Source organism: Paenibacillus ehimensis NBRC 15659, assembly GCF_004000785.1.
In the GTDB taxonomy this organism is placed as follows: Bacteria; Bacillota; Bacilli; order Paenibacillales; family NBRC-103111; genus Paenibacillus_G; species Paenibacillus_G ehimensis.
Genome location: NZ_BILX01000033.1, coordinates 18,932 through 37,721 on the forward strand (window position 1 = coordinate 18,932; position 18,790 = coordinate 37,721).

The 18,790-nt window shown below is 47.8% G+C and carries 28 protein-coding genes and 2 tRNA genes; 19 read left to right on the forward strand and 11 right to left on the reverse strand.

Annotation, left to right across the window (positions count from 1 at the left end; all coding sequences use genetic code 11):
* Nucleotides 1-124 precede the first annotated feature (124 nt).
* The 9 genes from PEH01S_RS19230 (at nucleotide 125) to PEH01S_RS34675 (ending at nucleotide 3,412) form a co-directional block, all read left to right on the forward strand.
* Nucleotides 125-361 (forward strand): spore germination protein, encoded by a 237-nt coding sequence (locus PEH01S_RS19230; protein WP_025853338.1) that lies wholly within the window; start codon nucleotides 125-127, stop codon nucleotides 359-361.
* Between the two features lie 6 nt (nucleotides 362-367).
* Nucleotides 368-619, forward strand: a complete 252-nt coding sequence (locus PEH01S_RS19235) for a spore germination protein GerPB (protein ID WP_025853337.1) — start codon at nucleotides 368-370, stop codon at nucleotides 617-619.
* Between the two features lie 15 nt (nucleotides 620-634).
* Complete coding sequence (gene gerPC / locus PEH01S_RS19240) at nucleotides 635-1,261, forward strand: spore germination protein GerPC (RefSeq protein ID WP_025853336.1); 627 nt, start codon at nucleotides 635-637, stop codon at nucleotides 1,259-1,261.
* Nucleotides 1,239-1,421, forward strand: a complete 183-nt coding sequence (locus PEH01S_RS19245) for a spore gernimation protein GerPD (protein ID WP_025853335.1) — start codon at nucleotides 1,239-1,241, stop codon at nucleotides 1,419-1,421. The genes gerPC and PEH01S_RS19245 overlap by 23 nt, the downstream gene beginning before the upstream one ends.
* Nucleotides 1,421-1,807 (forward strand): spore germination protein GerPE, encoded by a 387-nt coding sequence (locus PEH01S_RS19250; protein WP_127487468.1) that lies wholly within the window; start codon nucleotides 1,421-1,423, stop codon nucleotides 1,805-1,807. The genes PEH01S_RS19245 and PEH01S_RS19250 overlap by 1 nt, the downstream gene beginning before the upstream one ends.
* 129 nt (nucleotides 1,808-1,936) lie before the next feature.
* A complete protein-coding gene (locus tag PEH01S_RS19255; protein ID WP_025853333.1) occupies nucleotides 1,937-2,326 on the forward strand; it encodes a VOC family protein in 390 nt (129 codons plus the stop codon).
* A gap of 215 nt (nucleotides 2,327-2,541) precedes the next feature.
* Nucleotides 2,542-2,742 carry a hypothetical protein gene (locus PEH01S_RS19265; RefSeq protein ID WP_025853329.1) on the forward strand — a complete coding sequence of 67 codons (201 nt, stop codon included), beginning with the start codon at nucleotides 2,542-2,544 and terminating at the stop codon, nucleotides 2,740-2,742.
* 245 nt (nucleotides 2,743-2,987) lie between these two features.
* Nucleotides 2,988-3,227, forward strand: a complete 240-nt coding sequence (locus tag PEH01S_RS19270) for a hypothetical protein (RefSeq protein WP_246062994.1) — start codon at nucleotides 2,988-2,990, stop codon at nucleotides 3,225-3,227.
* Nucleotides 3,228-3,241: 14 nt separating this feature from the next.
* Nucleotides 3,242-3,412, forward strand: a complete 171-nt coding sequence (locus tag PEH01S_RS34675) for a hypothetical protein (RefSeq protein WP_164827939.1) — start codon at nucleotides 3,242-3,244, stop codon at nucleotides 3,410-3,412.
* Nucleotides 3,413-3,482: 70 nt separating this feature from the next.
* On the opposite strand, the gene PEH01S_RS36170 is transcribed toward PEH01S_RS34675, so the two are convergent.
* Nucleotides 3,483-3,653, reverse strand: a complete 171-nt coding sequence (locus tag PEH01S_RS36170; protein ID WP_164827942.1) for a DUF3973 domain-containing protein — start codon at nucleotides 3,651-3,653, stop codon at nucleotides 3,483-3,485.
* 433 nt (nucleotides 3,654-4,086) lie between these two features.
* Here PEH01S_RS36170 and PEH01S_RS19275 point away from each other — a divergent pair, with 433 nt between their 5' ends.
* Nucleotides 4,087-4,410: a MazG nucleotide pyrophosphohydrolase domain-containing protein gene (locus PEH01S_RS19275; RefSeq protein WP_127487470.1), complete on the forward strand. Its 324-nt coding sequence runs from the start codon at nucleotides 4,087-4,089 to the stop codon at nucleotides 4,408-4,410.
* 79 nt (nucleotides 4,411-4,489) lie between these two features.
* A complete protein-coding gene (locus PEH01S_RS19280; RefSeq protein WP_127487472.1) occupies nucleotides 4,490-5,053 on the forward strand; it encodes a 3'-5' exonuclease in 564 nt (187 codons plus the stop codon).
* A gap of 164 nt (nucleotides 5,054-5,217) precedes the next feature.
* Here the strand turns inward: PEH01S_RS19280 and PEH01S_RS19285 are convergent, their stop codons facing one another.
* A complete protein-coding gene (locus PEH01S_RS19285) occupies nucleotides 5,218-5,736 on the reverse strand; it encodes a DUF3231 family protein (protein WP_025853325.1) in 519 nt (172 codons plus the stop codon).
* Nucleotides 5,737-5,966: 230 nt separating this feature from the next.
* Between PEH01S_RS19285 and PEH01S_RS19290 the strand changes: the two genes are divergently transcribed.
* Nucleotides 5,967-6,203 carry a hypothetical protein gene (locus PEH01S_RS19290; RefSeq protein ID WP_127487474.1) on the forward strand — a complete coding sequence of 79 codons (237 nt, stop codon included), beginning with the start codon at nucleotides 5,967-5,969 and terminating at the stop codon, nucleotides 6,201-6,203.
* A gap of 121 nt (nucleotides 6,204-6,324) precedes the next feature.
* On the opposite strand, the gene PEH01S_RS19295 is transcribed toward PEH01S_RS19290, so the two are convergent.
* The 3 genes from PEH01S_RS19295 to PEH01S_RS35840 form a co-directional block, all read right to left on the reverse strand.
* Nucleotides 6,325-6,397 (reverse strand) — tRNA-Val (locus PEH01S_RS19295).
* 125 nt (nucleotides 6,398-6,522) lie between these two features.
* A complete protein-coding gene (locus PEH01S_RS19300) occupies nucleotides 6,523-7,281 on the reverse strand; it encodes a hypothetical protein (RefSeq protein ID WP_025853322.1) in 759 nt (252 codons plus the stop codon).
* A 683-nt stretch (nucleotides 7,282-7,964) separates the two neighbouring features.
* Nucleotides 7,965-8,084 (reverse strand): putative holin-like toxin, encoded by a 120-nt coding sequence (locus tag PEH01S_RS35840; protein ID WP_275452177.1) that lies wholly within the window; start codon nucleotides 8,082-8,084, stop codon nucleotides 7,965-7,967.
* A gap of 1,033 nt (nucleotides 8,085-9,117) precedes the next feature.
* Between PEH01S_RS35840 and PEH01S_RS19305 the strand changes: the two genes are divergently transcribed.
* The gene (locus PEH01S_RS19305) at nucleotides 9,118-9,534 is read left to right on the forward strand and encodes a hypothetical protein (RefSeq protein ID WP_127487476.1); all 417 of its coding nucleotides are present in this window, start codon (nucleotides 9,118-9,120) and stop codon (nucleotides 9,532-9,534) included.
* 430 nt (nucleotides 9,535-9,964) lie between these two features.
* On the opposite strand, the gene PEH01S_RS19310 is transcribed toward PEH01S_RS19305, so the two are convergent.
* Nucleotides 9,965-10,037: transfer RNA gene (locus tag PEH01S_RS19310), tRNA-Val, on the reverse strand.
* Nucleotides 10,038-10,226: 189 nt separating this feature from the next.
* Here PEH01S_RS19310 and PEH01S_RS19315 point away from each other — a divergent pair.
* Nucleotides 10,227-11,177, forward strand: a complete 951-nt coding sequence (locus PEH01S_RS19315; RefSeq protein ID WP_025853319.1) for a hypothetical protein — start codon at nucleotides 10,227-10,229, stop codon at nucleotides 11,175-11,177.
* Here the strand turns inward: PEH01S_RS19315 and PEH01S_RS19320 are convergent.
* Nucleotides 11,154-11,600: a PilZ domain-containing protein gene (locus tag PEH01S_RS19320; RefSeq protein WP_246062996.1), complete on the reverse strand. Its 447-nt coding sequence runs from the start codon at nucleotides 11,598-11,600 to the stop codon at nucleotides 11,154-11,156. The two genes, PEH01S_RS19315 and PEH01S_RS19320, sit on opposite strands and share 24 nt — an antisense overlap.
* Nucleotides 11,601-11,920: 320 nt before the next feature.
* Between PEH01S_RS19320 and PEH01S_RS19325 the strand changes: the two genes are divergently transcribed.
* A complete protein-coding gene (locus tag PEH01S_RS19325; RefSeq protein WP_127487480.1) occupies nucleotides 11,921-12,958 on the forward strand; it encodes a phosphotransferase in 1,038 nt (345 codons plus the stop codon).
* Nucleotides 12,955-13,248 (forward strand): DUF1811 family protein, encoded by a 294-nt coding sequence (locus PEH01S_RS19330; protein WP_025853315.1) that lies wholly within the window; start codon nucleotides 12,955-12,957, stop codon nucleotides 13,246-13,248. Before PEH01S_RS19325 ends, PEH01S_RS19330 begins: the two co-directional genes overlap by 4 nt.
* Here the strand turns inward: PEH01S_RS19330 and PEH01S_RS19335 are convergent.
* Nucleotides 13,245-13,967 (reverse strand): Crp/Fnr family transcriptional regulator, encoded by a 723-nt coding sequence (locus PEH01S_RS19335; RefSeq protein WP_025853314.1) that lies wholly within the window; start codon nucleotides 13,965-13,967, stop codon nucleotides 13,245-13,247. The genes PEH01S_RS19330 and PEH01S_RS19335 overlap by 4 nt on opposite strands.
* Nucleotides 13,968-14,173: 206 nt before the next feature.
* Between PEH01S_RS19335 and mobA the strand changes: the two genes are divergently transcribed.
* Nucleotides 14,174-14,806, forward strand: coding sequence for a molybdenum cofactor guanylyltransferase (mobA, locus tag PEH01S_RS19340; RefSeq protein ID WP_025853313.1), 633 nt, complete (start codon nucleotides 14,174-14,176; stop codon nucleotides 14,804-14,806).
* A gap of 119 nt (nucleotides 14,807-14,925) precedes the next feature.
* Nucleotides 14,926-15,459, forward strand: coding sequence for a divergent PAP2 family protein (locus tag PEH01S_RS19345; RefSeq protein ID WP_127487483.1), 534 nt, complete (start codon nucleotides 14,926-14,928; stop codon nucleotides 15,457-15,459).
* On the opposite strand, the gene PEH01S_RS19350 is transcribed toward PEH01S_RS19345, so the two are convergent.
* From PEH01S_RS19350 to PEH01S_RS19360, 3 genes are all read right to left on the reverse strand, one after another.
* On the reverse strand, nucleotides 15,413-17,053 hold the full coding sequence (locus PEH01S_RS19350; protein ID WP_127487485.1) for an ATP-binding protein: 1,641 nt from the start codon (nucleotides 17,051-17,053) through the stop codon (nucleotides 15,413-15,415). The genes PEH01S_RS19345 and PEH01S_RS19350 overlap by 47 nt on opposite strands.
* A 169-nt stretch (nucleotides 17,054-17,222) precedes the next feature.
* Nucleotides 17,223-17,456 carry a DUF3892 domain-containing protein gene (locus PEH01S_RS19355; RefSeq protein WP_025853309.1) on the reverse strand — a complete coding sequence of 78 codons (234 nt, stop codon included), beginning with the start codon at nucleotides 17,454-17,456 and terminating at the stop codon, nucleotides 17,223-17,225.
* Between the two features lie 44 nt (nucleotides 17,457-17,500).
* Nucleotides 17,501-18,244, reverse strand: coding sequence for an MBL fold metallo-hydrolase (locus PEH01S_RS19360; RefSeq protein WP_127487488.1), 744 nt, complete (start codon nucleotides 18,242-18,244; stop codon nucleotides 17,501-17,503).
* 187 nt (nucleotides 18,245-18,431) lie between these two features.
* Here PEH01S_RS19360 and PEH01S_RS19365 point away from each other — a divergent pair, with 187 nt between their 5' ends.
* A complete protein-coding gene (locus PEH01S_RS19365; protein ID WP_127487490.1) occupies nucleotides 18,432-18,779 on the forward strand; it encodes a hypothetical protein in 348 nt (115 codons plus the stop codon).
* The last annotated feature ends 11 nt before the right edge of the window (nucleotides 18,780-18,790 follow it).

Here is an 18,790-nt window from a genome sequence, read left to right on the forward strand (position 1 = left end):
CCTTACTCATTCCAGTATATGAGCACGAAGCGAAAACCATGAGTCCCCGTTATCTGTCGAAAACATACTTCTTCTCCTTGGATCATATACTACAATAAAACCATTTGAGTTAGGGTGCTGCCTCATGCCGGCTATCGTGGGCGCCATCAAAATTGTGAATGTCGGTACAGGCTCCATCGTGCACGTAGGAGATTCGATTCAACTGGCTCCGAGCGTAACGTCCAAAACGTTTGCCGGGGCGGGTTCTTTCAATACGGGAGATCATTTGCGGGTCTGCAATATGGTCAGCACCACCAATACTTACGACAATGACGTCGCTGACTCGAATGTGGCTTCCGCGGATAAGGCAGGTGTCGTATAAACCGCCATGCAGCTAATTATACATCAAAGCATCGTCATTCAAAATTTCAAGATCGGCGCGGTATCGAACTCTTCCGTGCTTCAGATCGGGACTGCCGGTACGATTCGCGCGCTGGCCAATCTATATAATACCGGAGGGTTTACCGGCCCTGCCCCGCAATTTACCGGTCTGACGGCCACTCCGCAAGCGGGGCAGCAGGGTGTGGTAGAAGGTCCCAGCCCTCTCTCCTTGGTGCCGCTTCCTACACCTTCCAGGTAAACGGAGGTATGACGGATGTATTCATCTTACCCGGAATCTTACTTTCAAAAGCTGAACGACTATTTAAAGTGGCAGACGAGCCGCATCCGTTCCTTGGAAAATAAGGTCGAGTCGCTTTCCCAAGAGCTTGAATCGGTAAAAAAGCAGCGGGGGGTGACGATCGAACGAATCGAGTATAAATTCGACCAGTTGAAAGTCGAGAAGCTCGATGGGACACTTAACGTCGGACTATCACCTGCCGGACTTGGCGAACAATCGGTCGAGGATATGGAGGTCGGTGGTGAAACGATTCAAACCAATACGGCCAGATCAGAGTCATTTGCACGTATCCAACAGCGGGTGACGGATTATTTGCAGCATTCCTGTCCCGCCGAATTGGTTCAACTGGAAGAGAAGCACCAAGTGAAGCTGGATGAGGATGCGACGGAATCCATCATTGGCGATCTCCAGGGGCAAATCGGGCAGCGGATCGATTATTATTTAAAATACGGACTCGACCCGGACGTCGTGATCTTGACGACAGAGCAGGAACAGAGCATCGCGGACAAGGTAATCCGGGATATTCGGCTTGGGCTTGAACAATATTTCTCAAAACGAAAAACCGGAGGTGGAGCTCCGAATGAATCTGCAGGTGGAGAATAAACAGATTTGTGTCGGCAATATCCAAGTCGAGGGTGTCGCCAGCTCGTCGGTTTTCCTGATTGGCGACGCCGAGGTGATCAGTTTGTCCAGCGTGTTCGATACGCCGCCCGAATCGCTTATTATCGGGCCGCTCGTACCGCTCGCATCCGGGGGCGCCTGATGGCTTGCGTTCCGCGCACATCCGTTGTGCGAAGCTTGAAGGTCAACGATACGGGTTATGGCTCCGCTATTTTTGTGGGGGACTTGGTCGATTTTTCCCCGGTCTCCTACGTTTATGCCGTTCAAAGGGAAATTCCGGTTTTTTACGGAGATGAAGGGAATTTGAGCGCTTACCCCATCTATTCCGCCTCTCTTCCTAAGGCCCGTCAGGAGCCGGCAGTGCAGATGGACGTGACCAACACGTGTCCGTTCATCTGTGCCGGGGATGTGCGGGTGGAAGCCATTTCTACAGCGTCCATGGTGCAATTCGGATCGGTCCGAACGATTCGTGCGGATACCCGGGTGAAAAACATCCGTCAATTGCTGCGGGGACTTCCTCCGAAATGAGGAGGAGAAAGCTGGATAGAGAGCTTATCAATTTGTTGAGTATGCACAGGCTTTCGTAGGCTTCCGTTTCCGTTCTGTGATATAATCGTTTTGTTAGACTGGAAACGAACGGATAAGGGAGAGAAGACGATGGCACGCAAAAAAATAGAGCACGTAGGCATTATGGTCCGAGATATCGACACATCGGTTCAGTTTTACAAAGACGTCGTAGGCCTGGAGCTGAAGGATAAGCTCGTTCATACGAACGGCGTCGTCACGCTGGCTTTTCTCGGTTTCAACGCGACGGGTGAAACGGAGCTGGAACTCGTCCAAGGCTATAACGACGGGCTCCCGGCGGAAGGCAAGGTGCATCATGTCGCTTTTACGGTAGACGACATTGAGGAGGAGTTCGCCCGCATCAAAGAACTCGACGTGCGTTTGATCGATCAAGAGATTACGACGCTGCCCAATGGCTCGCGTTATTTCTTTTTCTACGGCCCGGATGGCGAATGGATCGAATTTTTCCAATCGACGAGATAGGCGCGCATGAATTCCGGAAAAGCGATGCCCAATCCGAAAATAAACTGTTTAAAGTGCAAGCACTTTTATGTGACTTGGGATCCGGGCTTTCCCAGGGGCTGCCGCGCTTACGGCTTCAAAACCGCGGATATGCCCTCCGCTTTGGTTCTGCGTTCCTCGGGCAAGCCTTGCTTGTCCTACGAAGAAAAAATTAAGTAAACGGCAGGGGAAACGACATGCTGTTCAGTAACCGTCAAAAGAAGCTGATCCTCGACGTTCTGCTCAAGGAGCGCCGGCGCCTGTTTTCCAAGCATAAGGGCGAGCTGCTCGACAAGACGATCGAGGACTTGTCGCAAATGCTGCGCAACGAAGAAATCAATGCAGAGCCTAAAGATAACGTCATCGATTGGAGCAGGAAAGGCGGCAAACGCCGCTAGGCCCCGGTCGATCATAAGGCATCCCGTTCCGGGGTGCCTTTTATTTGCGTGTCAACCGCAAAGTCAACGCTTGTTCCTCCAATAAATAAACGGCTCGCCCAAGCCGATTTCCTCGTCCTGATCTCTTTTCATTCCTCTAGTTTATCCCGGCACAAGAATTTTCCACCACTTGAATTACGAACGCATGTTTGGTATAAAATAAAGATAGAAGAACAAATGTTCTTGTTTCGGGGAGGAGGGAAATCGTGTTTCCATGGCAAAAGTACACAGGGCGCATGGTTGAGATCATTTACGGGGACCGTTCCGGGCAATTTAGCAAGCGGAGGATCATCATTCGCTCCGTGCAGCCTGCTTTCATTCGGGGTTATTGCATGGAGCGCGAAGCGGTCCGATGCTTTGCTATCGATCGCATATGGGCCGTACAGCCGGTTACATCCACGAAACGAACGCCGTCGACATCAGCGAGACAGCGGGAACTGGCTTAAGGAGAGGGATGGATGTGAGAAGCAATCTGTACGATGAGTTGAAAGAGTCGCGCCACGGGGATCAGGAGCGATTACGGAAGCTGATGGAAGAGATTCGTATGTTGATGGAAGCGAAAAAAAAGCGCTCTCTGCTGGACCGACTTCGTACGAAACGTCCGAATACGAAGCCGAAAGCTTGGGATTAACGGGCGGTAAGCAAGTTCCCAAGAGCAGCAGGGCGCTGAAAAAAGCAAAGTCCGGCGGCATGTACAGCCATTAAGCGGATACCGGGTTTACACTAACGTTTTCTTTCGAATCGGAGACAACCTGACAAATTCCTGCGTTATATTTGATCGAATGGATGAAATGAAAACCTGTCTTGAAGACGACGTATTTCTTGAGCGGGTTCGGCTTGTGAAGCTTTTGGCAAGCGAGGCAATAGTACATAGGTTTTCTCCTTTTCGAGTCACGATATGACAATTATAGACACATTATATGCGCAAAAATCTGAAATATCACTCAAAATGGTATAAAGTTTTACTAAAGATTATCCAGTTGCCATTACCCGATAAGAAATTCAAGGATTAGATAGCCCAAGACGATCCGCATGTGACGAAGGATTAGGAAGAAAAACCGCGCAGACGCTTAACCGCACGGTTTTTCCGGACGAGGAGAAGAGGGGAGAAGGTGCTGTAAATCGGGGATCGAGCTTGACTATCAGGATTCGACAAACGAAGAGGAGATAAGGTTAGTTTTATTTTATCTTCTTTATTTTGCATAGGCCTTCCATCAGGTTGTGATGTTATGGTACCCTGTAATTGTCCAATAGAGCTGGGAATAGAGAGAGTGTTACATTTTTTCGGAGAAGGTGGAGAGCTGAATGAAGCATTTTGAGGAATGGGTCATGCAATTTTACGGACAACGGAACTGGACGCAATACGGCGTCTTCGAGCGTATGGGATTTCTAATGGAAGAAACGGGAGAGCTGGCGCAAGCCGTGCGTACATATGAAATCGGTCGCGATCGTCCGGACGAAGCGGTAAAGCCCGAGCCGGTTTTGAAGGAGGAGCTGATGGGGGAGCTCGGAGATATTTTGGCGAATCTGGCTATTTTGGCCGATAAATACGGATTTACCTTGGAGGATGCCGCCAAGGCTCATCAGCACAAATTATTGAAGCGATTCGAAGCCGAGCCGGTGAATTGAGCCGCTCCGCTTTGCGCCAAGTATAACGATACGCAGAAGGTGGACAAACTAGATAAAATTTCTCAAGCAGGAGAGAAGAATGCTCGCAGTCATCTTTGATGTAGAGACCACGTATGTAACCGTAAAAGGCGAAATCCCCGAGATCGTAGAGATTGGCGCATGCAAAGTGAATCTGAATGCGTATGACCCAGGCGAAACCGGCAAGGATTGTTTTCAATGCTATACGTTCCCTGAAATTAAAGGACGTTTCGGCAAAAAGACGTTAAAATTTATCGGCTTGAAAGAAGAGGATCTGGGCCAGGTAGTCCCGTTTCGCGAGGGGTATGACCGTTTTATGGAATGGATCGGTTCCGAGCTGGTTTACTTCTGCAGCTGGGGGATCGATGACCGCAAAATTTTGCTGGAGCATTGCAAGCGATTCGATTTGCCCCAAAGCTGGCTGAACCATTACCATGACATTCAGAGGCCGATTTCGCAGCTGCTGGTCAAGCGCAATCAAATGAAGCTGAAGGATGCAATTGAACAAGCCGGAATCGAGAAAGAAGGCAGACTCCATTCCGCCTTGGTCGATGCGATCAACACGACGAAATTGTTTGTCCGGTATTACGATCAGCTTAATTTAAGGGCAGTGATACGGGGATAGTATCAAGATGTACAATTAAATAGCCATAAAAACCCCTTAAAATGGACATTGGAAAAACTCTTGGTTTATCCGATGAATTCTAAGGGGGATATTTTTATGGCGTTTAAAGGGCAAGGTTCGTTTTATAAGAAAAAAACCTGCACATAATGCAGGATGTAAAGAATTTATACTTCTGCTAATTCTGGTCTCTTCACCTGTAATGGGGGAGGGATTAGCCAACCTTTTTCTTTGCTCATTCTTAGTATTTTTAAGCCGAGAGCGGCCTTTGTGGCATGGTACTTGGCGAACAATGTTCCAATGTCTTCTCTAATTGACATGCCCATAATTTGACTGCATGCCACCAAGCCCATTGAAGTATCTGCTGCAATCATTGGTGCAATTTCTTGATCAGTAAATCTGGCCCCGATGGGGATATCTTCGAGCTTGGCTTCCGGTTTTAAAGGCATAACTGGAGAAGGAGCAATGCCATTATGAGTGAGTATTGTATCGCATTCACTTACTTCTAGTTCAGCTTGATTAATTAGATCGCCAAGTACTTTTTTTAGGTCACCATCACCGGCGTGATATTGATAAACTCGATATGCGGAAACACAACCCTTAGCCTTCATTGAGAATTGCCACAGATTAAAAATTTCACCATAGTGTAGAGGCTCGTCCTTTGGATTACCACTTAAGATCCCCATGTGCACATCTCCTTTTTAGTGAATTGAATTCAATGGTAATATGTCCAATTTATATATTTTTACATATTTAAAATTTTCCAGAAACGCTTTCGTCAGAAAAAATGAATGATGTGATAAGCATTAAGTAAAAAAATTAAGTTTTTCGTAAGGTAAGCTTAAAGTTAATATCATAATCCTTCTTTATAATGTTACTTACAAACTTCATGAGTAACCTGAAGGAGGAAATTCATATGAGATATATTGACTTAAACTTGAACACGAAAGTGGATATAAACATGTATTTGGATGAATACAACGATTACTTGAGGCTATATGAAATGTTTGGCGATGCTAGATATCAGCTTGAGGCAAGGAAAATAAAAGATCGTGTACAGAGAATGTTGCAGAGACAAAAGAACTACGAAAAATGTATTGAAATGTTAAACGGCTCAAAAAAGGCTTCGTGGTCAAGTAAGCAGACTGGATAACTAAAGAACCATTGGAGCAAGGAATGGTCGCTAGTTAGAATGGCAGCCGTTTGATGTGGTGATGAAGGAGCGAAATAGAAAAAAGCCCGTAGAATCGAAAGATTCTCGGACTTATTCATGATGACCTGTAGTGGGCTCGAACCACTGACCCCCACCCTGTCAAGATGGTGCTCTCCCAGCTGAGCTAACAAGTCACGTTTTTATCGCTGCAAAAAGTAATATACAGCAAATGAAGGAAGAAGTCAAGAGGAAAAAATGAAAAAATACCCGCAAAGCGCCGGACGCTTTACGGGGCATGGTTTTGATGAGGCGGGGGAGCCTATTGGAATGTGACCATCTGGTAGACGGTTCGTCCGTCGCCGGTAACTTCTATGGCTTGCCCTGTGGACGTCTTGGCTTTCATTTGGGAAGAGCCGCTTCCGTCCAAAAATATGCCGTCAACCAAAGTGCCGGAGCCGATTTTTTCTTTGATGGCGGTACGGAATTGCTCGGGGGTGCAGGTCGTATTGGTGACGACGAGCCAAATGTTTCCTCCCGAGTTGTAAACCAGCGCCGATCGGCCGGAGGCTGTGCCGTTAACGCCTCCCGGAATATTTTCAGCGGTCGCTTGGCTTTTCCAGGTCGAGTCGCTGCTTAAGCGCATGCTGATTCCCCCTTGCGCCCAATAGTTGGACGTATCCGAGACCTTCAGGTCGCTGGCCCATTTGACGACTTGTACCGAATATTTGCTTGCTTTGGCGTCCCATACCAGAGTCCCGCGCGCGTAACCAACGTTTGCGGCGCCTTTATAAAGCTCGCCGATGGACCCGCCACCGGCCGGTACATGATTATTGACTGCAATCGACAGCAGAGTTCCGCCGGAACCGAAAAAGCCGCCGTTGATGCCGTAGCTGCTTTGATTTTTTAAATTGCTGCTGATCGCTTTTAATTTAATGTCGTTGGGCGAAGCTTTCATCGCATGCAATACGACACCATTGGAAGCCGTTACTTTGGAGTATGTGTAACTGGCAGCCGAACTGACAGGCGTAACGACGGCCAGTAAGAAGACCAGCGCAAAGATGAGGGATTTTTTGAACATCTCCATACCTCTTTTCTTCGATTCATCTATTAATAGAAGATCGGCGCCTTCTTCAATTAATAATTTGATTATAGTAGGTTTATAGATTTGAAAAAATAGGAATATAATAGCTTAATGTGGTAATTTGATTGCTTTCGCTGCAGTAAAGTTAGACAATCTAAAGCGGTTAGAAGGGCAATAGCTTTGCTGGGGCAAAAAATGAGGGAATAGAAAAGAGCCTGTAGAATCAAATAATTAGAGTCCTCTTTCTTATGTGTAACTTAAGGTTTTCAAAAGTCTATACCAATACTGTTATAACTATGCGCTACTGGGCATTTCAATATTTCATCTCTAATCTAATATTTGATATTCCTGATTTTGTAAGTCAATCCCTCTATTCTATGTTTTTAATGGGCATAAAAAATCACCTTTTGATCGCTTCAGGAAACTTTAAACATACTCGAATAGGACTAAAGGCTCGCTTCCAAATTTTCAATAGTCAAAAATGTGCTTATTTTGAACTATTTATAGTCTTATTAACTCTTTATGATAAATAATAATTGTGATAAAATACCAGTAAACAGTATAAAATAAGAAGAGAGTCGTGCTCGCAACACGACTCTCGCACAATAGCCGCTTTTAAGGGCGGTTGGCTCAAGGTAACTGGAAGTGAAATAGACCGCATACCTCATCACAAGGGCGGTCTATTTCTTTTTGTTTTGGATAAGAGCGACGATGATGTTAACTATCAGTGCGAGTAGCGCTATAAGCAGCATCCCGAAGCCGATCATCAAAGTCAAAGTGTCCTTAACCTCCACAGGCATCACCTCCCTTCCGGGAGACTAGCCGACCGCCCATAAAGCCAAATCTATTGTGATTGGATTATTATACCATGGTTTTAATAGGAAAGGTAGATTCAGGAACTTTCATTTTTCTTATTGCATTCCTCACACTCGCCCTCTGGTAACGAAGAAGGTACCTCACAGTCGAATAACAAATTGAAATCTTGAAGTCTCATTAATAGTTCTTCCCTTTGTCGGCTCACTGAAATCCTAATGTACTCCTTTCGATTCTCAATATGAAATTGCTTCATTACAACAATCTCAACATCATCAAATACGTCACGAACCATTGACATGTGAGGCTCATCTTGGAGCCTTTGCACTAACTGAATAATTCTAAAATTTATTTCATCAGTGAAATGAATATTTTCATACTTTATTTTCTCAATATAATCGGGATACAACCTCATATTTCACCTATCCAATCATCACATTAGAGGCCCCAGAAGTTACCGACCCAATCCCATTAAAATGATTTACCACATCTCCACTACATGCGATTGCAGTGCCATTGATATAAACATTTCGAGAAGCTGTAACTGATCTAGAGCCACTATAACCGCCAATATTATCGTAGCCTGATGGACAAGTTTGCATTTTCACTTGTACTACTTCCATTAATAGCAACTTGAATCCCATTGACAAATACATTAGATGCTCCTGAAGAAACAGAACAACTAATTGTTGCAGAACTGTAGTTGTAACCCGTACAAGTTGAACAACCAAATGGACCACAATTACATGAATAATAGTATGTTTGTCTACAATGTTGGCTTCCGGTTGTGCCGCTAATTGTAGATCCTACTAGAGCTATCTGAGCCATTTAATCACGCTCCATTTACTTAATTCTCATTTATTGCAAATAAAAAAGCCACTCAAATAAATGAGTGGTAGCTACTGATATCGTAAAATCAGTAGCTTTTTTTCTTAAGTAATAAAGTAAAATACACATAAAAAAATTTACAATATAAACCTAAATATAGAAATGATCTAGCAGCGGGCATATTTAAAGATAATGGACATCCAGCAATTAAATAAATTCCTAAATGATACAATGGGATATTTAGTGTATCAAGAGCGGATCATGAACTGGCTTGTAGAATTCTGTGGATTTAGCATGGCAGAGTCAGATACAGTAAGACGTGGTATGTCAAAGAAAGAAAGTACCGAAAAGTTCTTACCTGAAATACGAAGAAGATTTATTGAAACGATGAAAGTTAGATATAGAGAGGATGATGAGGAAAAAATAATTGGCATCCTTGAACCATTTGAAATGTTTTCTAAGCTACTTGTGGATATTGAAGAAAAAACATCTGTTAACTCAAGGCAACTTGATATTCTTATTAGATTAAATTTCTTTTCAGAGTTTGGCGAAAACAATGAATTGCTTGAAAACAGAAATGCATTTTTTACAGGTAAAGATGCATATTAAAAAGGATTAAAACAAGAAACAAAGTTAAAACGATTAGAAAAGATCAAAGAAAAAGAACGAGAAATTCGAAAAAATTTAAAAGATAAAAAAATTCCTGTTTACGATCAAGTTATGTTTCAAAAAGAAATGCTCGGTTATTCGGATATCAAATATCCAGAGTTAAAAGACGATTAGTTGCCGAGCGAGTTGGACATAAGGACAGTAGAAAAATTTGGAAGTATGTTCTTTCAGAGATCATTTTAAATTGGTATCCAACGATACCAAAAATTTTTAGCCTCTAAACATTAAGTAGCATTATCAAGTGTTAAAGAAAAGTTAGATAGAAAGGATACCAAAATGATACCAACTACAGTTAGAAGGGCAATATCTTGATGTGGTGAGGAAAAGGCGAAAATAAAAAGAAGCCTTATGTTTCAAGGCTTCTCGGCTATGACCTGTGCAGGGCTCGAACCTGCGACCCCCACCCTGTCAAGATGGTGCTCTCCCAGCTGAGCTAACAAGTCATGTTTCATATCTTGCGGGGACGTTTTTCATAATACCAAGATAGCCTCATATTGTCAAGTGATAGGAAGCAATTTTTTTTGTTTTTGTAAATATGCGTTCATTCCGCCATCGCTCTCTCTTTTATCCCTATCCGTTCGTTATGATATAATAGAGTCAGTTAGACATGCATTTGAAAAGAGGGGACTTTGATGAGAGATTTCCGATGGGCGCATCTGCAGCCGCATATCGCAGGAGGAGAGAACGAGCAGCCGGAACCGGAGCAGGAGGCGCTGGATTGGGGCGAGCAGGAATGGGGGACACACCGCTACCACGTCAATCGGCTGGTCGAGGACTCTGTATCGCTGTTGTCTATGCCGGAGAAAGCCGTTGTACTGGGAGCAGGGAATCACGGCGATGTCGGCCTGCCTCGGCTTTCCGCCCATTTTCAGCAGGTGACGGCGCTGGATACGGAAGATAATATGCTGCAGGAATGGCTCGATTCGGCCGGAGGAATCGCTAACAGCCGGGTGCGTTCGTTAACGCGGGTCGACTACACCCGGCTGGACCAAATTTCCTTCTATGAAACGTTCGAGGAGCTGCTGGCGGAAGGCAAAGCAGCCGGGGAAATAACGGATTACTTAAGGGACTGCGCATTTCGCGTGCGCGGGCTGGAGGCGATGCCTCACTTGAAAAAAACGTTTTCGCTTGTCGTATCCTCGGGTGTCCATACGCAATTATTTTATCCGGATGCGCTCATGCAATTTTACGGTTACATGGAGAAATACAATGAAAATGAAACCCGGCAAATTGTCGAGGCGCTGGGATACCTTCGGAACAGCCTGATATCGGATTATAACCGGATGCTGCTGTCGCTTGTAAAACCTGACGGCCGGGTAACGGTATGGACGGACATGATTCTGCTGGACGAGGACAAACAGTGGATCGCCGAGGAGTTGGACCGCCGGCGAAACGACAAGGAGAGGACGAGCTTTTTGTTCGAAGCGTTCGGGCAGTACGGGATCGAAGCCGCGGTGCTGGGTCTTAAAGATCTTCACGACTGCCTTCGGCCGGAACAATTGTTGTTCCGCAGCTGGGTCGGGTATACCGATTCGGGTAAAACGTATTTGATCGCCGGGCTATCTGGCCGTCTCCGCCTGTAGTATTCCGAATTCGGCCAGATCTTCTTCCGTACAGAAGCTGCACTGCGGGATGACGGTGGTTTTGCGAAGCTTGATCGCTAATTGATTGATCATGCTGGCCAACGCCGCCGTCTCCTTTTCGTTATGTGAAAATTGAATGCCGTATTCCGGATGACCGGTTTCTGTCTGTCCGGAGCGAACAAGCGCCCCCAGCGTGCGGTATTCTTTGGCCAGTGCGGTGAACTTCAGCTCGATCAATAAACGGCTTTCATCCGGCAGCGGGGTTGCGGTAAAAAAGCGGGCTCCACCGGCGCTAAGGTCCAGTATGGCGGCTTTCGTCGTTTTGAATTCCGGCTCAAGATCGGCCATTCCGATAATTTTCAATTCCGCGCATAGCGGCTGCTGAAAGCGCAATCGAAAAAAGCTGCGCTTGTTTTTTTCCATACTCATCTCCAACAGTCCTTTGCAGCAGGGTGAAGAGCAAATTAACGTTTACTATAACAGAGCGTGCCTGGCTTAAGCAACCGCTTTCCAGTAAAAAGCCGCTCAGGAGCAGAGCGGCAGTTGGACGCTGATGTTCTGATTCTTGCTGTCAGAACGGCGCTTTTCCGATAACTTCAATTCGAATTGTGGAGTAAGGGAGGGCTCTCGTTCGAGGTGGTCCTCCCTTCCAAATTCGGATAAATCTATTATACAATATTGTGCGAGAAAGAACATTAAAACTTTGTTACATTTGTTGACATCCTATAGGGAGAAATAGAGAGATGACCGGAAAAGAAAAGGAACGAATTGTTTCGATTTTACGTCGCTACGGGGATCAAGAGTCTTGGAGCGTTAAGGAAATCGAAAACGGCTTGAACAATACGACCCGCTTCGCCCGGTACGGCAGCCAAGATGTTGTGCTGCGCATCTATGAAAACCATGCGGACCGCAATAAAGTGGCCTATGAGCACGAAGTGTTAAGGCAGCTCCAAAACGCCGGTTTGTCGTTTGCCGTTCCCGTAGCTCTTGCGGCGCAAGACGGGAACACTTATATCGATACGGGGGACGGTAAGCTGGCCGCGTTGTTCCGGTACATCGAAGGCGGACGGGCGGAGCTGGCGCTTCCGGCTCATGCGAGAGCGATCGGTCAAGCGGCCGGCGAGCTCGTTACCGCATTGGAGCGGGTAACGGTTCCTTGGCCTCCGTCCTATGCTCCTTATTATAACCTGGATGCGATTCATCCATTGGTAACCCGCAAGAAGCTCGAAGTCTGGTTGTCGGAGGTCGGTAAAGGGGAGCTGGAGTCCGCCGCGGACGGCTTTCGCGAAGAAATGGCGCTGCTCAAGGCCCGTTTGCCGGACTGGCTGCAGCAGCTTCCGCAGCAGCACGTGCACTCGGATATCGTTTGCGACAACGTGCTTGTAAGTCAGGACCGGGTGACGGCGATTTTGGATTTTGAATTTGTGATGGTCGATTTCCGGGCGCTTGAGCTGGCTGTACTGCTTTACGAATGGGTGGATATGACCGAGAACGGAAAGCTCAGCGATTTGGCCTGGGAGGCGATCGAGGCGTGCCTTGACGGGTACGGGAGAAGCGCGAGCTTGACGGAAGCGGAAATTCAGGCGCTCCCTCAGCTAATCGTATTGCGGTGCATGGTACTCACGCTTCATTTTCTCGGGCGATACTGGTCCGGACTCGAACAAGAAGACGCCACGCGTTACTTAGTGGAATTCGCTCAAACCCGCAGCAGGCTGCGGAAGTACGGACCTGACTTGATTAAACTGGCAGAACAATATATTGGAACGGAGAATCGCGAATGAAAAAATTATACAGTCAAATGACCAAAGCCGAATTGGAACAGGAAATGAAGGGGCTGCGGGAAGAGTTGGACCGGGCGGAATTTCCAAGCCAGCGCTCCGTGATCGAGCGCAAATATTATACGGCGCTAGCTTATACGCTCGATCCGTCCGATTTTCCGCCAGGGGTATATAAGGTGGAGCATGTACAGCTTCCGTTTATTTTAAGCTATGTGAACGGTATTATGGCTTGGGGGACATTAGGGGAAGAGCCGGATGCCAGCTTCCCGATTTCGATGCTGACCCGGCTCTAAATGCGGCACATATCTACCGGACAATTCTCGCATTGGCAGATGTCGCGGAGATAAGGCAAATCTTTAATGACGATGTAGTTGTTTTCCATAGCAATAATGTTGGCACGTTTCAAATCGCCGAGCATCCGGTTGACGCTCTCCCGGGTGGCACCGATCATGTCGGCAAGCTCGCTGTTCGTAAGCTTTTTGGTAATAACGATTTCCGATCCGTGATTTTTGCCGTACGTATTGCACAGCCGGATCAAGGTCGAGCAGAGAGCGCCGGGCTTGCCGAACATCATCAGATCGCGGAATTTCGTTTGGGTCATCCGATGCATGAGTCCCATCCACTTCATGAACTCTACGGCAAGATCTCCGTGCTGCCAAAGCAGGACCTCCAAGTCTTTTTGCTGGATGACCCCGATGATGGAGTTTTCCGTCACTTCGGCGTTAAAGCTGTGAACGGAATTTTGAAAAGGATCGACCTGTCCGAACAAGTCTCCGGTATTATAGACATAAAGGATGAAGCTTTTTCCTTCATCGCTGGCTTTCGTAATCTTTACTTGACCGCGCTTCAAAAAGTACAGCTTATCGGCCGAATCGCCTTCCCAGAACAAATGATTGCCCGCTTCGGCTCTCATTTCATACATAATTTCCTTAAGCTTCGTTAAGCTTTCTTCCGTAAAGCAATCCGAATTGGCCACTTGGCTAACCGGTTTTCGTTGCAGCGTATCCGTCATGGTACATACCTCCGGCGTCGGTCTGGTTAAGACCTCTGTAGGTTTTGTTGTATCTAACATACCCTATTCCGTAGGATTTGTGATGTGATTTACATCACACTTCCTTAAATCTTCATATTTTTTTGTGATCTTTGTAACATGCAGCGCTTCGCCCGACGTGTATAGTGAAGATAAGAATCACATTACATGGGGGAAGTGAAAACGTTATGATGACCGGAGTGCTATTGGCGGGCGGTCACCCGCGGCGGATTGAAGGACGGCCCGCGGAACTGTTGGTATTGGCTGGTGAAACGGTCGTAGCGAAGCAAATCCGCGAAATGCTCACGATCTGCGGAGAAGTCATTATCGTAACGAACGAGCCCAAAATTTTTCTGGAACATGTCCCCCGGTCCGTACGCATCATTACGGATTTTTACCCGGGCCGCGGACCTCTCGGCGGGCTTCATGCGGCGCTCACCCTGTCCAGATACCCGGAGCTCTGGGTAACCGGCGGGGCCATGCCGTTCATTTCGGCAAGAGCAGCCTCTTTTCTGGCGGAGCACCGGAGCGTCTTCGGCTACGATGCCGTGCTGCCGGAGGTATCGGGACGTCCCGAGCCTTTGCATGGCATATACCGCCAAAGCTGTCTCGCAGCATTGACGCCGCTGCTGGAATCGGGAAGCGACGTACAGCCGGGCTGGATGACGTTCCTGCGCAAGCTTCGTTGGGGCTGCGTCGAAGCGGATATGCTGCGCAAGCAAAACTTGGGGGATGCTTTTACATTTCGGATTAAAACCGAAAAGCAGTATTCGGAAGCGGTTTCGCGGGCGCAGGCCCAGGTCCGAAGCGTATATCGGTAACAAAGGGGCGGGAGCTTTTCCGCCTTTTTATTTTTCCAGGGTCGTGCTGAAAGTCTGGAAGCGAAAAACAAGTATAGAAACAGCGGCGGATTACGATGCTAAGCTTGAGGTGATGGCTCATGAATCGGGCGTTATGGACGTCCCTTGCCGCTATAGGTACGGCACAAGCGCTGAAAATACCCGACCGGATCCGTCAGAGCGGCGGCCGTTTCGAGTGGCTGGATCTGTTTCGAACCGGGGGCATGCCGAGCTCGCATTCGGCTGGGGTCGTTTCGCTTGCGACTTATATCGGGCTTAAGAAGGGTCCTTCCTCCATTTCGTTCTCGCTTGCTGCCGTATTGAGTCTGATCGTAATGTACGACGCCATGGGGATTCGCCGTCATGCCGGTATGATCGCTTCGGAGGTAAACCAGTTGGAGGATGTGCTCGTTAAATTAACGGAGCAGCATCCTCGTCATGTGCATCAGAAAGACAAAGAGCTGGAGGAACGATTGGGTCATCTGCCGGAAGAGGTGTTGGGAGGGGCAGCCGTCGGGGCGGCAATCGGCTGGCTCAGCTATATGATGGAGTTCCCCAAGCACCGCCCGGGGAATGCTTGGGCCTCTTTTATACGGAAATCGTTGTACACGCTGGGCTCTCGTATGGTTCCATAAGATCGTTTGTCCCGGACGTCGGCAAAGTAATCGTAAATTTGGTGCCTTCGTCCGGCACGCTCTCTACTTCTATGGTCCCTTCATGATCCTGAACGATTTTATGGCAGATGGATAAGCCCAGACCCGTTCCGGAATCTTTGGTCGTATAGAACGGGATAAAAATTTTATCCAGCTCCGACTCGGGGATGCCTTTGCCGGTATCGGAAATTTCAATCACAGCGTCGGACCCGGCGGCAAACAGCCGGATTCGGACGATGCCTTGTTCGGGCATGGCTTCAAAGGCGTTTTTCACCAGATTCAACAGCAGCTGAAGCATTTTATCTTGATCCATCAGCATTTGAATATCCCGATCTTCGTGTTCGAACCTTATTTGGTGTCCGAGTCTCGTCGTCTCCGAATCGAGAAGCGAGAGAACCCGGTAAATACAGCCTTGAATCGATTGAATTTTATACTGGGTGACGTGCGGCTTGGAAAATTGCAAAAATTCGGCGGTCAGCATGCTCATCCGGTTAATTTCGTCCATAATCAGCTCATACCAAGGCTCAATGTTGTAATCCCCGGCTTTGGACAACTGCAGAAACCCCTTGATCGTCGTCAGCGGATTGCGGATTTCGTGCGCCATGCCCGAAGCCAGCTCGCCGACGACGCGCAGCTTCTCCGACCGCAGCATATGCTCCTCGCGTTTCAGCCAGCTTTCCCGCTTCATCATATACAGCCCGTGCTCGGCGACGACGATCAGATCGTCCTTGCTCACCCCGTCCCGCGAATAGCAGGCCATGCCGAAATTGATCTCGATGCCGGTCAGCTTGGGAAATTCGGAAGCAAGCAGTTGCGTGACGGCATTGACCGTCTGCTGCATATCGTCCGATCGGAGTACGATCGCAAATTCGTCTCCCCCATAGCGGCATATCAACAAAGCGTCGGGAAACATGATGCGCAGCAGTTCGGCCGCTTGTCTTAAAATTTTGTTAACGCCCTGAAAACCGTTTGTCGTGTTCAGCGATTTGAGATCCTTGCAGTCGATCAGCACGAGGATGACCGGCTCTTTTTGTTTAACGAGCTGCTCCATTTGTTTATGAAATTCCTGAAAATTATATAGGCCTGTTAGCGAATCGTGAGTACTCAGATGCTTCTTCTCCTTGGTAAGCAGCTGTTTCTGCTGCTCGATATCATAAATGTATTTGCGGAACATAAAAGCAAGCAGCAGGCAGGTTCCCGCCGTAAACACGACTTCGATCAGCGTGCTCCAGCTAAAGGAGCGGCCGGCCATCGAAATGAAGATATAAGCTAGCGTCAGGGCCGCATTGGCGCTGACCGCATAGCGAAAAGGACCTGTCCCGTAAAACAGCTTGCACATATGCAGCAAATAAAGCGGAAAGCACCAGTCGCTCAAGCTTGCCGCATGGAGCGCGACGAGAAGACCGAGTTGGACGGCAAGCTGCGCCGATATGAACGTGTGAACGGAACGGATATGCGTGAATGCGTAGCCAAGGGATGCGAGAACGAGCAGCAGCGGACTTGAGGTTTGATCGTGATAGAGGGAGGAAGCGCAAACCAAACCGGTATAAATGAGGAAGATCCAGCTACCTTTCATATTGGAACTCCAACTCCCGACTGATCCGTAGATTTTATTAGTACTAAAAGAAATTCTGTATTGGAGGAGGAATTCCTGCTTGAACTCCCAAATTCAGTAAAAACTTTTTTTGGAGGTTAAAAAAGAAAACCAAGCGGAATGCCGCTTGGGCTGCGCTTGGTTCTCCGGTTTAAAATCCGGGCAGGTTATCGAGGTTGTTGCTTGGGTCTCCGTCGGCGTTGGAACGCAAATGCTCGTCCCCGTCTCTTCCGCGGAATACGTTCACGTTCTCAAGCTGCCCGTTCTTGGCGAGCTGCTGCGCTTCCAAGTAATCGACCACCTGGCCGGAAGACAGCTTCAATTCGACGATGTCTCCGTCGCCGTTTTTGCGTACGGCTACGACTTGCTGTTTGTTTGGTTCCATGCGGAATCGCCTCCACGGACTATCATGCGCCGGATGGAGACATTTTATGCTTCGAACGTATAGGTTTTGAACTGCTCGATAAACGTCATATCACCCGTTTTGCCGATGAACTGCGGCATATCGTCGCCATAATGCATCAGCAGCGTCTTTTGCTGAATCGGCTTCGGCAGGGTAAGCAGCTCGTCCAAGCTGGCGTGAACGAGGCCGGGGGAGAACAGCTGGCAGTCATGCAAAAAAGCGGTGCAGCCCTTATGGTGAAGCTCGTGCAGCAGCGGCCCGTTGAACCGGGTATCGGCGCTGAAGAAAATTTTGCCGTTAAGCAGGACCGAATAGCATGGTTTGCCCGGAATATGATCGGCCGGGAGAAGTTCGACCGTCAGACCGGGATGGACGGCTGTCGGCGTATGCTCGTCAAGTGCAACGACATCGAAGTAATGGTTAAGGGTCGTAACGTTCTCTGCAAGATTCTCCAGTCCGCCGCGCAGCGATTGCTCCCAGAGGACCGTTTCCAGATCGGAGGATACGAGCAGCGGTATCTTTCTTTTAAAAGCATACATATAGCGAAAGGCGAGCTCTTCGAGTCCTCCTACATGGTCCGCGTGAATGTGGGAGATGAGCACCGCATCGATTTCATCCAGCGAGACGCCGAGCTCGTGCAGAGCTCTTGGCGCGGTATAACCGCAGTCGATTAACAGCGTGAAGCCGCCGGCATAAACCAAGGCATTATTATTATAGTACGTTTTCGCAAAAGCGCTTCCCGTACCTATCATTTGAATTTGCAGACTCACTTGGTTCCTCCGCTCATTAGGCTTCCAGCCGGATATGCTTTTAAATTTAACATGGTTATCTTACACGATTCAAGATGGGTTTGTCACATTTTGGGTAAATTTAATACATCTTCGCCCTCTTGTAACGGGAACAAATGTTCTATATAATAAATTCAAATCTTTATGTCAATCCGGCAGGTGAGGGAACATGCGGAATACGACAGTGGAACCATGGGTGCATCAGTATGTCGTCACGCTTTATTTGCTTAAGGCGCTTGAACGCGACCGGAGGCATGCCGAAGCGATGAAGCTATCCAGAATATGGGGAGGTTTTTTCGAACGGCTGCTGCTACGGGCCGAGCGGGAGCATAATCAGGTGAAGCAGCGACTGCGCCGGAGCGGCTGCCGCATCGTTCTGGAGGAAATGACCCCGGAGCGTCACTACCATGTCATGTATGTATTCCAAGGCTACGAGTTTCATTGCTCGATGATGCCTGTCGTCCTGAAGGGCAAATGCGAAGAAAAGCTGCAGGAGCTCCTCGGGAGCGTTAGCTGAAATTTCCCGGG

Coding starts and splice junctions, on each gene's coding strand:
- PEH01S_RS19230 (WP_025853338.1), top strand. CDS start 125: ATGCCGGCTATCGTGGGCGCCATCAAAATTGTGAATGTCGGTACAGGC.
- PEH01S_RS19235 (WP_025853337.1), top strand. CDS start 368: ATGCAGCTAATTATACATCAAAGCATCGTCATTCAAAATTTCAAGATC.
- gerPC (WP_025853336.1), top strand. CDS start 635: ATGTATTCATCTTACCCGGAATCTTACTTTCAAAAGCTGAACGACTAT.
- PEH01S_RS19245 (WP_025853335.1), top strand. CDS start 1,239: ATGAATCTGCAGGTGGAGAATAAACAGATTTGTGTCGGCAATATCCAA.
- PEH01S_RS19250 (WP_127487468.1), top strand. CDS start 1,421: ATGGCTTGCGTTCCGCGCACATCCGTTGTGCGAAGCTTGAAGGTCAAC.
- PEH01S_RS19255 (WP_025853333.1), top strand. CDS start 1,937: ATGGCACGCAAAAAAATAGAGCACGTAGGCATTATGGTCCGAGATATC.
- PEH01S_RS19265 (WP_025853329.1), top strand. CDS start 2,542: ATGCTGTTCAGTAACCGTCAAAAGAAGCTGATCCTCGACGTTCTGCTC.
- PEH01S_RS36170 (WP_164827942.1), bottom strand. CDS start 3,653: ATGTACTATTGCCTCGCTTGCCAAAAGCTTCACAAGCCGAACCCGCTC.
- PEH01S_RS19275 (WP_127487470.1), top strand. CDS start 4,087: ATGAAGCATTTTGAGGAATGGGTCATGCAATTTTACGGACAACGGAAC.
- PEH01S_RS19280 (WP_127487472.1), top strand. CDS start 4,490: ATGCTCGCAGTCATCTTTGATGTAGAGACCACGTATGTAACCGTAAAA.
- PEH01S_RS19285 (WP_025853325.1), bottom strand. CDS start 5,736: ATGGGGATCTTAAGTGGTAATCCAAAGGACGAGCCTCTACACTATGGT.
- PEH01S_RS19290 (WP_127487474.1), top strand. CDS start 5,967: ATGAGATATATTGACTTAAACTTGAACACGAAAGTGGATATAAACATG.
- PEH01S_RS19300 (WP_025853322.1), bottom strand. CDS start 7,281: ATGTTCAAAAAATCCCTCATCTTTGCGCTGGTCTTCTTACTGGCCGTC.
- PEH01S_RS35840 (WP_275452177.1), bottom strand. CDS start 8,084: ATGCCTGTGGAGGTTAAGGACACTTTGACTTTGATGATCGGCTTCGGG.
- PEH01S_RS19305 (WP_127487476.1), top strand. CDS start 9,118: ATGGACATCCAGCAATTAAATAAATTCCTAAATGATACAATGGGATAT.
- PEH01S_RS19315 (WP_025853319.1), top strand. CDS start 10,227: ATGAGAGATTTCCGATGGGCGCATCTGCAGCCGCATATCGCAGGAGGA.
- PEH01S_RS19320 (WP_246062996.1), bottom strand. CDS start 11,600: ATGGAAAAAAACAAGCGCAGCTTTTTTCGATTGCGCTTTCAGCAGCCG.
- PEH01S_RS19325 (WP_127487480.1), top strand. CDS start 11,921: ATGACCGGAAAAGAAAAGGAACGAATTGTTTCGATTTTACGTCGCTAC.
- PEH01S_RS19330 (WP_025853315.1), top strand. CDS start 12,955: ATGAAAAAATTATACAGTCAAATGACCAAAGCCGAATTGGAACAGGAA.
- PEH01S_RS19335 (WP_025853314.1), bottom strand. CDS start 13,967: ATGACGGATACGCTGCAACGAAAACCGGTTAGCCAAGTGGCCAATTCG.
- mobA (WP_025853313.1), top strand. CDS start 14,174: ATGATGACCGGAGTGCTATTGGCGGGCGGTCACCCGCGGCGGATTGAA.
- PEH01S_RS19345 (WP_127487483.1), top strand. CDS start 14,926: ATGAATCGGGCGTTATGGACGTCCCTTGCCGCTATAGGTACGGCACAA.
- PEH01S_RS19350 (WP_127487485.1), bottom strand. CDS start 17,053: ATGAAAGGTAGCTGGATCTTCCTCATTTATACCGGTTTGGTTTGCGCT.
- PEH01S_RS19355 (WP_025853309.1), bottom strand. CDS start 17,456: ATGGAACCAAACAAACAGCAAGTCGTAGCCGTACGCAAAAACGGCGAC.
- PEH01S_RS19365 (WP_127487490.1), top strand. CDS start 18,432: ATGCGGAATACGACAGTGGAACCATGGGTGCATCAGTATGTCGTCACG.